Origin of the sequence: uncultured Faecalicoccus sp. (genome assembly GCF_944327125.1) — a bacterium.
In the GTDB taxonomy this organism is placed as follows: domain Bacteria; phylum Bacillota_I; class Bacilli_A; order Erysipelotrichales; family Erysipelotrichaceae; genus Faecalicoccus.
Window position 1 is genome coordinate 1 of record NZ_CALVGO010000011.1, and the last position, 13125, is coordinate 13125.

Sequence of the window (13125 nt, forward strand, 5' to 3'; positions counted from 1 at the left end):
ATGGAAATGGAATTGTCGATAAATTTAGTGGTTTCTAGGATTCTCATGAAAAGTATTCTATCATAAATTAGTAAAAGAACAAAAAAAAAGAAGGACTTTCGTCCTTCAAGTTGACTATCCTACGTGGATATAACCAATCAATGCATTGTTACAGTTGACAGAGAATACAACTGTTGTGTATCCATTCCATCCACCGTGTACGGCCTGGCCGTTACCAATGTAGATCGCAACGTGTCCGCTGTAGATAATGATATCTCCTGGGACCGGATTGCTTGTCCAGCTTCCTAAAGCTGCATATTCACTTGGCCATCCGTGGAAATTGATTCCTACCGCTTTCAGTGAGTTTGTTACTAACATCGTACAGTCCTGGTTAACCCCAACCTGAGCTAAGGCAGCACTGGCGATTGCACTGGAGCTTACCGATCCTCCTACAGAAGGAGCGGATGGCTGCTGTGTTGATGAATTGCCGGAATTCGAATTGCCCGTATTCGTAGATCCTGTGTTTGTAGATCCAGAATTGGAAGTGTTTGAATTTCCTGTAGATGGTGCAGACTGACTTTCTGAATTGGATCCAGTGTTTGTCTGTGGCTTAGAAGTTTCTGGCTGTGGTTCTGGCTCAGCAGGCTTCTGTTCAATTACAGTCGCTACGCCATCGCTTCCGATCGTATAACCATCTTTTGTAGTGTCTTTTAATAATGCACCATTTTCATCAAAGAAATATTTCTTTCCTTCGATGTCGGCTGATTTTCCTTTGACTTGTTCACCAGTTTTACTGAAGTAGTAAGATGTGTCTCCTTCTTTGACCCATCCTGTCTTCAATTCACCAGTGTCGGATAAATGATAAGTTTCACCATCTACCGTAATTTTTCCTGTGGCCAAAGACCCGTCTTCATTGAAGTAATACTTCTTGCCGTCAATCTCCTGCCATCCTAATACTGAATGTCCCTCTGCATCAAAGTAGTACTTTGATCCATCAATTTCCAACCAGGAAGTAAGAACTTGCTCACCTTTTTCATTGTAGTAAGTTCCATCATCCTGCCAACCCTGAAGAAGAACTCCGTCCTTCTGGAAATTGTAGGTCGTACCTTGCAGAGATGTTTTTCCAGTTGCAGCGGTTCCTTCAGCGGTAAAGTAGTAAACATCGTTACCAACGTTCTGCCAACCAAACTGAAGATTTCCGTCTTGGTCAAAGTAGTACAATTCATCGTTGATTTCAGTTAATCCTGTAGCCTCTTGACGTGTCGACTCTAAAACATAGCTTCGATTTTTTCCTTCCCCATGCCATCCTGGTTGAGTTTCATAGGCATATACCGTAGAAAGCACCGGACCACATGCACAAGCACAGAGAGCAACGGCCAAGATTTTGCTGTGTTTCTCGATAAAATTCATTACTGTCACCTCTCATACAACAACCTTAGGATAACATACTCACTTTTTATCGCAAAAAAAATCAGGCAATTTCTCTTTTTGATTTTGGAATGATTTTTGACAATAAAATAAAATTAAGCTTTATTTAAAGGGTCAATTTGAATATTATGGGATATTATGTGATTTTTTAAAAAATTTTAAAAAAAAGTCAAATAAATACATATGTTCATGTATTGTGTACATTTTATGCGGTTTTCCCTGATTTTATCGCTCTTTTAATCATTGAATGTACAAATTTTACTAACAACCACATAAATAGAACGATGGTTACCCCAAGACAAAAACCCGCCATTATGTGAAGAATTTGGATAACCATCTGTAACGAAGTGCTCTTCATAGCTATGATCAAGCTAACAAATACGACAAAGATCAGCAGAAGATTCAAAGTACAAAACCAAATCAGCGGTTTTTTCTTTGTCTGCAATGTCCACAGCAGAGTTAAAGCCAAAAACAATATCGTCATGAAATCGATAGAATTTAAAACGCTGTGAAGGATCGATACAAAAGATACAGTGGAAATCGATATAAAACGATAAGCCATATTCACAAAGATGGACGATGTATAATGATCCATCCCAGTCATAAATTCAAACAATGTGTCATAATCCACGACCTGAAACAAAGAGAAAAAGAAAAGAAGCTGCCAGAGATATTGCCACAGCCAAAAAAGTGCAACGATTCCCTGCAGACAGCTTCTTCTTTTTTCCTTTGTATCAAAAAGACGATCAATCCAGGAATAGAGTTTCAAGATAATCCTCTCCTTTTAGTTTTTCATCCGTGCTCAATCCAGGATACCCTAATTGTCTCAATACTTCATATACAACAATTGCCGTACAGTTGCTAAGGTTCAAACTTCGGGCATTGGCAACCATGGGAAGACGCATACACGTTGAAAGATGATCTTTTAAGATCTTTTTATCGACACCAGTACTTTCTTTTCCCAAAACTAGGAAAATGTCCCCTTTTTCTTTTGTGAAATCAAACTCGCTGGGAGCTTTATGACCATAACGCGTCATAAAATAATAATGTTCACTGGGATACTTCTGAATAAATTCCTGCCAGTTTTTATGAATATGAATATCCGCATCCTTTATATAATCCATCCCGCTGCGGCGAAGATGTTTTTCATCCAGGGAAAAGCCCAGAGGTTCGATCAGATGCAGCATGGACCCTGTGGCCATACAGGTACGAATGATGTTCCCTGTATTCTGCGGGATTTCCGGTTCATACAATACAACATGGATCATACATTTTCCTCCATATCTTTTAAGAACAATTCCAGAGCCTTGCCACGATGAGAAACACTGTTCTTCATTTCTTCGCTTACATTGGCCAGCGTGGTTCCAAAAGGAGGATAGTAGAAGATCGGATCGTATCCAAATCCGTGCTCCCCAACGGCTTCATGATAAATTTCTCCCTCAATGGTTCCCCGGTATGTTTTTTCCTTTCCATCGGAATCGATATAGGCGATCACGCAGACATAGCGAGCCGCTTTGGTTTTGCCTTTGACGGCATCCATGATGGCCTGATTCTTGATCACATAGCTTGTATCTTCACCCATGAAACGGGCTGAGTACACACCTGGAGCTCCATCCATCGCATCCACTTCCAAGCCGCTGTCATCACTGATGACCGGTTCATGGAGCACGTTATATAAAGAGCGTGCTTTGATCAAGGCGTTTTCCTCAAACGTTTTGCCATCTTCGATGATCTGTACAGGACGATCCAGATCTTTTAAACACTTGATCTTTGCCACATCTTTTAACATCGTTTGAAATTCTTCCACCTTATGCATATTTGAAGTTGCGATCCATATCGTTTTCATTTTCATCACCAAAGGCAATTATAAAAGAAAAAAGAACGCAAATCAATTCGATACCCTTCTAAACAGAATGTCTTTTTCATATATATAGAATGTTTAAAGTTGTATTCGACACAAAAAAAGTCAGAACACTTAAATTCACTTGTATTCTGACTTTGTATTAAAAATAAAATATCACTTGGATGTTTGAATTGCTTCACAGATTCGCGATCCCATCTCTGAACAGCCAATCTCCACGCACCCTTCACTAAAGATATCGGCCGTACGATAGCCTTGATCCAACACTGTATTGACCGCTCTTTCAATTGCCTCTGCCTCTTGTTCCATATCAAAACTGTATCGAAGCATCATAGCCGCACTTAAAATACAGGCAATGGGATTGATCTTATCTTGTCCGGCGATATCGGGAGCCGAACCGTGAATCGGTTCATAAAGTCCTCTTGTTCCTTCTCCCAGAGAACTGCTTGGAATCATTCCAATTGAACCGGTGATCATACTGGCTTCATCACTTAAGATATCGCCAAACATATTCTCAGTAACGATAACATCAAACTGACTGGGATCCTTACAGATCTGCATAGCACAGTTATCCACAAACATTTGTGAATATTCTACATCCGGGTATTCGTTTTTCAATGTCTGCATCACAGCTCTCCATAAACGAGAGGTATCCAATACATTGGCTTTATCGACCAAACATAACTTCTTTTTTCGTTTTCTGGCCATCTCAAAACCGATACGTCCAATTCTTTCGATTTCATGTTCGCTGTAAGGCATGGTATCCAACGCTTTTCTTTCACCGTCTTCGACATACGTTTTGTGTTCACCAAAATATACCCCGCCAATCAATTCACGAACCACGACAAAATCAATTCCGTTTTTTACGATGGAATCTTTTAACGGTGAAGCATCGGAAAGCTGCGGCCATAATGTGGCCGGACGATTGTTGGCATATAGACCCATCCCGGAACGAAGCTTCAACAAACCTTTTTCAGGGCGCAATTCTCCTGGCAAACCTTCCCATTTTGGACCTCCGATAGCCCCCAACAAGACCGAATCACAAGCCAGGCACTTTTTTAGTTCATGGTCTGGCAAAGGCTCTCCATATTTATCAATGGCTGCACCGCCCATATCGATATTTTCATAAGTAAAATGATGATCAAACTTTTCTTCAATCACATGCAAAACTCGCAAAGCCTGAGCCACGATCTCCGGCGAAGAGGCATCTCCTTGAATCACTCCAATTTTCTTTTCCATACAACTACCCCTTTAAGCTGGCCATGAGGCCGCCTTTATCGATAATATTTTGGATAAACTCGGGAAACGGTTCTGCCTGCCAGGACTGATTCAAAGTTTTATCCGTGATCAGACCGGTATTAAAATCCACTTCCACTTCATCGCCAGGCTGAATGTTTTCGGCTGCTTCTTCACATTCCAGGATCGGCATTCCGATATTGATCGAATTGCGATAAAAGATCCGGGCAAAACTTTTAGCGATCACCACACTGACCTTGCAAGTCTTGATGGCCAAAGGGGCGTGTTCCCGGCTGGACCCGCAGCCAAAGTTCCATCCAGCCACGATAATATCACCTGGATTTACCTTTGAAACAAAAGTACTGTCAATATCTTCCATACAGTGTTTTGCCAGTTCATTGGCGTCGGGAGTATTCAAATAACGAGCTGGAATAATAACATCGGTATCTACATTGTCCTGATACTTAAACACTCTTCCTTTTGCGTTTTCCATAGATCAAACCTTTCTAGGGTCGGTAATATGACCCGTTAATGCACTGGCCGCCGCTGTATATGGGCTGGCCAGATAAACTTCGCTGGTCGTATCCCCCATACGGCCGACAAAATTACGGTTCGTTGTCGAGATACAGCGTTCATGATCGGCCAAAATTCCCATATAACCGCCTAAACAAGGCCCACAGGTTGGGGTTGAAACGACACAGCCGGCATCAATAAAGGCTTCTGTATAACCGCGGCGAATACATTCTTTATAGATTTGCATCGTGGCCGGGATGATGATGACACGAACCCCTTCTTTGACCAGATGCCCATTTAAGATCTCATAAGCCGCTTCCATATCTTCCAGCCGTCCATTGGTACAGGAGCCGATAACAACCTGATCGATCTCAATTGCTTCGCCTTCTTTGGCAAGATGGGTATTCTCCGGCAAATGTGGATATGCCACGGTAGGCTCCAGGCTGGATAGATCAATTTCAATCGTCTTAATATAGTAAGCATCTTCATCCGCTTCATATACCTTCCAGTTTCTTTGCGAGCGGCCATCCAGATATTCCAGAGTCACATCATCCACGGGAAAGATCCCATTTTTGGCACCCGCCTCAATGGCCATATTACATATACAGAGTCGATCGTCCATACTCAAAGACAAAACGCCTTCTCCAGTAAATTCCAAAGAACGGTACAAGGCACCATCCACACCGATCATTCCAATCAGATGCAAAATCACATCTTTTCCGGAAACACGGTGAGGTAAAGATCCTTTCAATACGACCTTGATGGCTTCAGGTACTTTGAACCATGCCTTTCCTGTGGCCATTCCGGCTGCCATATCGGTGGATCCCACTCCCGTACTGAAAGCGCCCAGGGCTCCGTAAGTACATGTATGGGAATCGGCTCCGATAATACAATCGCCGGCGGTAACAATCCCCTGTTCTGGGAGCAGTGCATGTTCAATGCCCATCTTTCCCACATCGAAGAAATTTTTTATTTGATGTTTCTGACAGAATTCACGGCACGCTTTTGATTGTTTGGCCGCTTTGATATCTTTATTGGGTACAAAATGATCCAGTACGATGTCGATTTTTTCTTTATCAAAGACGGTATCAAAATTCGCTTTCTCAAATTCCTGGATTGCCACCGGTGTCGTGATATCGTTTCCTAACACGCCATCCAAGTCAGCCATGATCAGCTGTCCGGCCTTTACTTCCTCTAAACCGGCATGGGCCGCCAGAATCTTTTGTGTCATCGTCATTGCCATAGTCTAATCCTCCTTGGGTTTATTATTGATTGCCGAGACAAGAGCCTTGATACCCGATCGGATAATATCGGTGTCCTGGCCGGCACCCCAGCTCATCTGATCATTTTTCCATTTCAGGCCAATATAACTGACGGCCTGGGAACCACTTCCCATATCTTCCAAAGAATGTTCCGTATACGTTTCCAGAACATAGCTGTAACCCGTCAATAATTTAATGGCATTGCTGACAGAATCCAGACGTCCGTTTCCCCTGGCTGTCGAATCAAAGACCTCTCCATCTTTTTCAATCGTTACCATGGCCGTAATGTTGTTTCCCTTCTGTTGAACATAATGGGCTTCCAATACATTGAGGGGCGAGATCTTATTCTTATAGGTCTGAACAAAGACGTCATAGATTTCTTCCGGTTTTAATTCTTTATGATCTCTGTCGCTCACTTCTTTGACCGTGTATCCAAAATGTTCACGCATCTTAGGCGGTAACTGGTATCCATGTGATTCTTCCAAAATATAACCAATGCCGCCTTTTCCGCTTTGCGAATTGACTCGAATCACATCGGCGTCATACGTTCTTCCTACATCATGCGGATCGATTGGCAAATACGGACAATTCCATTGATGCTGGTGATGTTCTTCCCGATAGTGCATTCCCTTGGCAATGGCATCCTGATGCGATCCTGAAAAAGCCGCAAACACAAGGCTTCCCGCATACGGCTGACGGGGACTGACCTGCATCCGGGTCACACGTTCATAAACTTCACAAATGTGAGGCATGTTGGAGAAGTCCAGTTTAGGATCCACTCCGTGCGAATACATATTCATGGCTACCGTGATCGCATCTACGTTCCCGGTACGTTCTCCATTTCCAAACAAACAACATTCGACGCGCTGTGCCCCTGCCAGCAATGCCAGTTCTGTACAGGCTACCCCGGTGCCTCTGTCATTATGAGGATGGGTGGACAAGATCACCGCGTCTCTGTATTTCAGCCGGTCGGAACAATACTCGATCTGGTTGGCATACACATGCGGCATACTCATTTCAACGGTGACCGGCAAGTTGATGATCATCGGTCTGTCTACTGTGGGCTGCATGACATCCAAAACGGCATTGCACACTTCCAATGCATAATCGGGTTCCGTTCCGGTAAAAGACTCCGGAGAGTATTCAAATAAGAAATTTCCTTCATATTCTTCAGAAAGCTTCTTGACCAGTTTTGCTCCGCTTACGGCAATTTCCTTGATCTCTTCTTTGGATTTTTTAAAGACTTGTTCTCGTTGGGCTACGCTTGTTGAATTGTAAAAGTGGATCACGGCCCGAGGCGCTCCCTGAACCGCTTCAAACGTTTTTCGAATGATATGATCCCGGCATTGCGTCAGCACCTGGACCGTTACATCTTCTGGAATCATGTTTCTTTCAATGATCGTTCTTAAAAACTGATATTCGGTCGAAGAGGCCGCCGGAAAGCCAACCTCGATCTCTTTAAATCCTACATCCAGTAAAAGCTGATAGAATTCCAGTTTCTCTTCCAGTGACATGGGAACGATCAGCGCCTGGTTTCCATCACGAAGATCCACAGAACACCAGCTTGGAGCGGATTCAATATGATCCTTCTTTACCCAACGGTACTCATTTTCTTTTGGCGGATAGTAGCCTGGTGAGTATTTTGTCGCATCCATCATAATTTTCTTCTCCTTTTTATATAAAAAGTCCTCATCTCCAAGGACTTTTCCTTGAGAGACGAGGACTATGTTTCTATAGTTTACCCGCGGTACCACTCTCTTTGCCTGTATGGCCACTCATTGCGATCGGCAGCAGCGAATCGCTTTCTCTTGATAACGGTGAGGAATCCGTCTTTACTTACTGAATTCAGTAAAGAAGCTCCAGGGTGAGTATGTAAAAACGCTTTTTACAGTCTTCCACCAAAGGACTGCTCTCTATAAAAAAGGATGAATTTACAGCTCCCTGTCCATGCTTTTGAATTTAGTTGAAGTATACCAAGAGTAAAAAAAGATTTCAATGATAAAATGAAAATTTTTCATGATTCTTTGAAAATTTTCAAAAAAAGCTGCTCCACGAGCAGCTCATTTCACTATTAATACATTCCCTGCGGCATTGGCATTTCTTTTTCCGGTTCCGGAATCTTGGCAACACCCGCTTCTGTCGTAATAAACAAAGCGGAAATGCTGGCCGCATTCAACAAGGCATTACGAGTGACCTTACATGGATCGATGATACCGGCTTCGATCATGTCGACCCATTCTCCATTCTTGGCATCAAATCCGGTATTGCCGCTGGCATTCAATTGTTCGCTGACAATATCTTCCGCATTATATCCGGCATTTTCTGCGATTTGGGCAACCGGCGTCAACAAAGCATCGAATACGATCTTGATTCCTTTTTGTACATCCACTACATCACTCTTTACTTTATCTTTTAAAGCGGAATAAGCAGAAACCAGGGCGGCTCCACCACCAACAACGATACCTTCTTCAACAGCGGCACGCGTAGAATTCAAAGCATCTTCAATACGAAGTTTCTTTTCCTTTAATTCACTTTCGGTCAAAGCTCCCACCTTGATCACGGCAACCCCGTTGGACAGTTTACCTAAACGTTCCTGTAAACGTTTTTTATCATAATCGCTCTTTGTATTTTCAATCTGGGCTTCGATTTCATGAACACGGGCCTCTACCGCTTCTTTCGTACCGGCTCCGCCGATCATCGTTGTGTTGTCTTTTGTGACAACCAGTTTCTTAACTGTACCCAGATCCGATAACTGCAGTTCTTTTAATTCCATCTGCAAATCTTTTGAATAGAATGTAGCGCCTGTCAAAGTCGCGATATCCTGAAGCATTTCTTTCTGGTTGTCACCAAATCCAGGGGCTTTGGTCGCAACGACATTGAACGTTCCACGCAATTTGTTCAGTGCCAGTGTTGAAGTCACTTCATTTTCATAATCGTCCGCAATGATCAGTAAAGCGCGGTTGCTTTGAACGATTTGTTCCAATACCGGAAGGATTTCCTGGATGTTCGTGATTTTTTGATCCGTGACCATGACATAAGGATTTTCCATCGTGCATTCCATTTTCTCACGGTCAGAAACCATATATGGAGATACATATCCTTTGTCATACTGCATTCCTTCACTGATTTCCAGTTCATCTTCAAATCCATTGGATTCATCCGTAGAGATCACACCATCACGGCCTACCTTATCCATAGCTGCCGCAATCAATTTTCCAATTTCTTCGCTTCCTGAAGAAATCGAGGCAACATTTTGAATATCATGAGAACTTTCCACTTTCTTTGCGTTATCCAAAATGTAATTTGCGATCTCTTTGGATGCTTTTTCAATTCCTTCTCGCATCAAAACCGGATTGGCTCCGCGATCGACCTGTTTCAAACCATTCTCGATCATGCTCTGAGCCAGGATCGTCGCTGTTGTAGTTCCATCACCGGCTGTATCGTTGGTCTTATTGGCAACCTCATAAACCAGTTTGGCCCCCATATTTTCAAATTTATCTTCCAGTTCGATTTCTTTGGCAATACTTACACCATCATTGGTGATCAGCGGTGAACCGTATTCCTTTTCCAACACGACATTGCGTCCTTTAGGTCCCAAAGTAACACGAACTGCATCCGCCAATGTATTGACACCTTTCAACATTGCCTCACGGGCATCTTTAGAAAAACGTACTTCTTTAGCCATGATTCTTCCTCCTATCCTTCACAAGCGATGATGTCTTCATCTTTGATCACAATAAATTCTTCGTCATCGACTTTCATACTCGTACCGGCATATTCACGATACAATACCCGATCCCCTACTTTATATTCAGGTTTTTCAACGTCCGAACCAATGGCTTTGACAACCGCCAGCTTTGACTTTTCTTTTCCGCTGGTCAAAATGATTCCAGAACTTGTTGTTTTTTCTACTTTTTCTTTTTCCAGTAATACATAGTCATGTAAAGGTTTCAACATGCTTATTCCTCCTTTTAGCACTCCCTTTAATCATGTGCTAAGTATATTATACTCACTTTTAGCACTTGTGCAATAGGTTTGCTAAAGAATTTTTTAAGCTCTTACAAAAAAAGCCCTCTGAACAAATGTTCAAAGAGCTCAAGTTCAATTATTCAACGATAAGACCATCCGGAAGTTCCATATGGAAGACAGCCAAGAAGTCTTCAATATCCTCTTTAGCATCGTTTCCCTGCACATAGCGGATGTTCTGCGCATTCCAGGTTTTGACGGCAATCTGCGTATTCGGTACGCCCAATACCTCAGCTCCGATGTCATCAATGGTTGAAGTCAAAGTTTTTTCATCGGCTTCTTCGACATATTCTTCCACGGCATCCAGAACCGCTTCTACCTTTTCTTCTTCTCCACTTTTTACAAACAAAGAAGCTTGTGGATAGCCGGCATCTTCACTATTCGTTTTTTCCTGCCATAATTTTTGAAGATCCTGTAAAACTGTCAGTTCTTTTCCGTTTTCTTTTGCCTTGGCAATCGTAGCGGCCGCTACAGGCTGGGCCAGTAAAGCCACCTGCTGCTGATTGGTAAGAAGGGCTTGCTGGGCTTCCTGGACCGAAGAATACCACGTTACATTTAAAGACGGATCTTCCACCTGATTGAACACAAGACCTGGAACGGCATTTTGTCCAAAGGCAGCAATAGAAGCTGTCGAAAGATCTGTTCCTTCCTGTCCAACCAAATAAAGGTTTCCCCATGTCAGGACGGCTTCCAGGTTATAGCTTTCACTTTCGCCATAGACCTTGGCTCCCACATTGGTTGGAGCCACAATAATATCATATTCTCCATCTTCCTTGGCTAATTCGGAAGTCAGGATATCGCTTCCATCCACATACTCTACCGATACATTTTCCAAATCCCAGGTTCCTAACAAACTCAAGGCCGGCGCTCCGGTAGGACAAAGAATCGAAATCGGTTCATTGGAAGTATCTGTATTGGAACAAGCGGCAAGTCCCAATGCCAAAAAGGAACATGCCATCAAAGAGATCCCTTTTTTTACTTGTTGAACAAACATTTGTCTTGCACCTCCTTTACAAATTTTTCGATTGCTTCATTCAATGCCATCGTATTGGATTCTTTGGATCCGCTCTTTCGAATCGTAACCGTTTCGTTTTCCATTTCTCCGTCACCTACAACGATTTGATATGGAACTTTTTTCATCTGCGCTTCACGCACACGGTATCCCAGTTTTTCATTGCGGTCATCCAACTGAACGCGCATTCCTTTTTCTTTTAAGCTTTCCGTTACTTTCTTTGCATATTCCAGGTGTTTTTCCTGATGCACAGGAATCACAACGATCTGTTCTGGAGCTAACCACAACGGGAAATGTCCGGCAAAGTGCTCGATCAAGATACCGATGAAACGTTCAATGGATCCGTAAACAACACGATGCAGCATGATCGGCGTCTGTTTTTTTCCTTCATGATCCACATAAGTGCAGTTGAATCGGCTCGGTAAGTTCATATCCAGCTGAACCGTACCGCATTGCCATACACGGCCTAAGCTGTCCTTGATGTGAATATCCAGTTTTGGTCCATAGAAAGCACCATCTCCAGGATTGACCTTAAATTCTTTACCGGCATAGTGACATGCATTGGCTAGCGCCTTTTCACTTTGATCCCAGATCTCTTCGCTTCCGATATAATCTTTTTCCGGACGAGTCGAAAGTTCAATATCATAAGAAAGTCCAAAGACGCTGTATAAACGATCGATCAGCATCAATACATTCTTAACTTCCTCTTCGATCTGACTTGGCATAACAAAGATATGGGCATCATCTTGCGTAAACGTTCTTACCCTAAACAATCCATTCAAGGCCCCACTGGCTTCATGACGGTGCACCTGTCCCAATTCTCCCACACGAAGCGGAAGATCTTTATAGGAATGCAGATCGTTATTGTATACCAGCAAGGCTCCCGGACAGTTCATTGGTTTGATCGCAAATTCACGATCATCAACCATCGTCGTATACATATTGTCTTTATAATGATCCCAGTGCCCGGAAGTTTCCCATAATTCGCGGGACATGATGATCGGTGTCTTGATAAACTTATAGTTTTCCTTTGTATGTTCTTCGTACCAGAACTGTTCAAGAATGTTTCTTAAGATCATTCCATTCGGTAAAAAGATCGGCATTCCCGGCGCGTATTCCGAAACCATGAACAATCCCATTTCTTTTCCCAGTTTTTTATGATCACGCTTTTTGGCTTCTTCCAAAGCTTCCAAATGCGCTTCCAGTTCTTCTTTTGTAGGAAAACAGATTCCATACACACGCTGCAGCTGTTTATTGTTGGCATCGCCTTTCCAGTAAGCTCCGGAATGTTTCAACAGCTTGAAGTTCTTACATTCTTTTACCGTATCGACATGCGGTCCGCGGCAAAGATCGGTAAAATCTCCCTGCGAATAGATGGTGATCGTTCCATCTTCCAGATTTGAGATCAAATCTTCCTTATAAGGATCGTCCTGGAACATTTCTACCGCTTCGGCTTTAGAGATTTCCTTGCGCACGATTCGTTTTCCATCTTTGGCGATCTTCTTCATCTCTTTGGCGATTTTTTCCAGATCCTCATCATTCAAACTGACATCTCCCAGATCCATATCGTAGTAAAAACCATCCTGGATCACAGGACCTACCCAAAACTTAGCCTGCGGGTACAAACGTTTCACAGCCTGCGCCATCATATGAGCACAGGAGTGATTCAATTTGGAAAGATATTCATCTTCCAGTACATTCACTAATTCCATACATATTCTCCTTTTCCATATAAAAAGCGACAGTCATCTCAAAGGACGTCTGTCGCACGCGGTACCACCTTTGTTCACATATTTCTATGTGCACCT

12 protein-coding genes and 1 other annotated feature are annotated in these 13125 nt (G+C 42.9%); all 12 genes read right to left on the minus strand.

The features are described 5' to 3' along the window. Window positions 1–114 precede the first annotated feature (114 nt). The 12 genes from Q0K03_RS02540 to thrS all read right to left on the minus strand — a co-directional run bounded on the left by Q0K03_RS02540 (window position 115) and on the right by thrS (window position 13029). Entirely contained in the window at window positions 115–1389 is a 1275-nt protein-coding gene (locus Q0K03_RS02540; RefSeq protein ID WP_297237390.1) for an NlpC/P60 family protein, read from the minus strand. A 223-nt stretch (window positions 1390–1612) separates the two neighbouring features. After that, window positions 1613–2176 (minus strand): hypothetical protein, encoded by a 564-nt coding sequence (locus Q0K03_RS02545; RefSeq protein ID WP_297237392.1) that lies wholly within the window; start codon window positions 2174–2176, stop codon window positions 1613–1615. Beyond that, window positions 2154–2675: a tRNA (cytidine(34)-2'-O)-methyltransferase gene (locus Q0K03_RS02550; protein WP_297237394.1), complete on the minus strand. Its 522-nt coding sequence runs from the start codon at window positions 2673–2675 to the stop codon at window positions 2154–2156. The genes Q0K03_RS02545 and Q0K03_RS02550 overlap by 23 nt, the downstream gene beginning before the upstream one ends. Then, window positions 2672–3253 (minus strand): RdgB/HAM1 family non-canonical purine NTP pyrophosphatase, encoded by a 582-nt coding sequence (gene rdgB / locus Q0K03_RS02555; protein WP_297237396.1) that lies wholly within the window; start codon window positions 3251–3253, stop codon window positions 2672–2674. Before rdgB ends, Q0K03_RS02550 begins: the two co-directional genes overlap by 4 nt. 171 nt (window positions 3254–3424) lie before the next feature. Continuing rightward, the gene (leuB, locus tag Q0K03_RS02560) at window positions 3425–4507 is read right to left on the minus strand and encodes a 3-isopropylmalate dehydrogenase (protein ID WP_297237398.1); all 1083 of its coding nucleotides are present in this window, start codon (window positions 4505–4507) and stop codon (window positions 3425–3427) included. Window positions 4508–4511: 4 nt separating this feature from the next. Then, on the minus strand, window positions 4512–4997 hold the full coding sequence (leuD, locus tag Q0K03_RS02565; RefSeq protein WP_297237400.1) for a 3-isopropylmalate dehydratase small subunit: 486 nt from the start codon (window positions 4995–4997) through the stop codon (window positions 4512–4514). Between the two features lie 3 nt (window positions 4998–5000). Continuing rightward, window positions 5001–6260: a 3-isopropylmalate dehydratase large subunit gene (gene leuC / locus Q0K03_RS02570; protein ID WP_297237402.1), complete on the minus strand. Its 1260-nt coding sequence runs from the start codon at window positions 6258–6260 to the stop codon at window positions 5001–5003. Between the two features lie 3 nt (window positions 6261–6263). Continuing rightward, the gene (locus tag Q0K03_RS02575; RefSeq protein ID WP_297237404.1) at window positions 6264–7937 is read right to left on the minus strand and encodes a 2-isopropylmalate synthase; all 1674 of its coding nucleotides are present in this window, start codon (window positions 7935–7937) and stop codon (window positions 6264–6266) included. A 51-nt stretch (window positions 7938–7988) separates the two neighbouring features. Continuing rightward, window positions 7989–8236: a binding site (T-box leader), on the minus strand. Between the two features lie 114 nt (window positions 8237–8350). Further along, on the minus strand, window positions 8351–9964 hold the full coding sequence (groL, locus tag Q0K03_RS02580; RefSeq protein WP_297237406.1) for a chaperonin GroEL: 1614 nt from the start codon (window positions 9962–9964) through the stop codon (window positions 8351–8353). 11 nt (window positions 9965–9975) lie between these two features. Further along, the gene (locus tag Q0K03_RS02585) at window positions 9976–10236 is read right to left on the minus strand and encodes a co-chaperone GroES (RefSeq protein ID WP_297237409.1); all 261 of its coding nucleotides are present in this window, start codon (window positions 10234–10236) and stop codon (window positions 9976–9978) included. Window positions 10237–10384: 148 nt separating this feature from the next. Next, window positions 10385–11299 carry a hypothetical protein gene (locus tag Q0K03_RS02590; RefSeq protein WP_297237411.1) on the minus strand — a complete coding sequence of 305 codons (915 nt, stop codon included), beginning with the start codon at window positions 11297–11299 and terminating at the stop codon, window positions 10385–10387. Further along, entirely contained in the window at window positions 11281–13029 is a 1749-nt protein-coding gene (gene thrS, locus Q0K03_RS02595; protein ID WP_297237413.1) for a threonine--tRNA ligase, read from the minus strand. Before thrS ends, Q0K03_RS02590 begins: the two co-directional genes overlap by 19 nt. Window positions 13030–13125 lie beyond the last annotated feature (96 nt).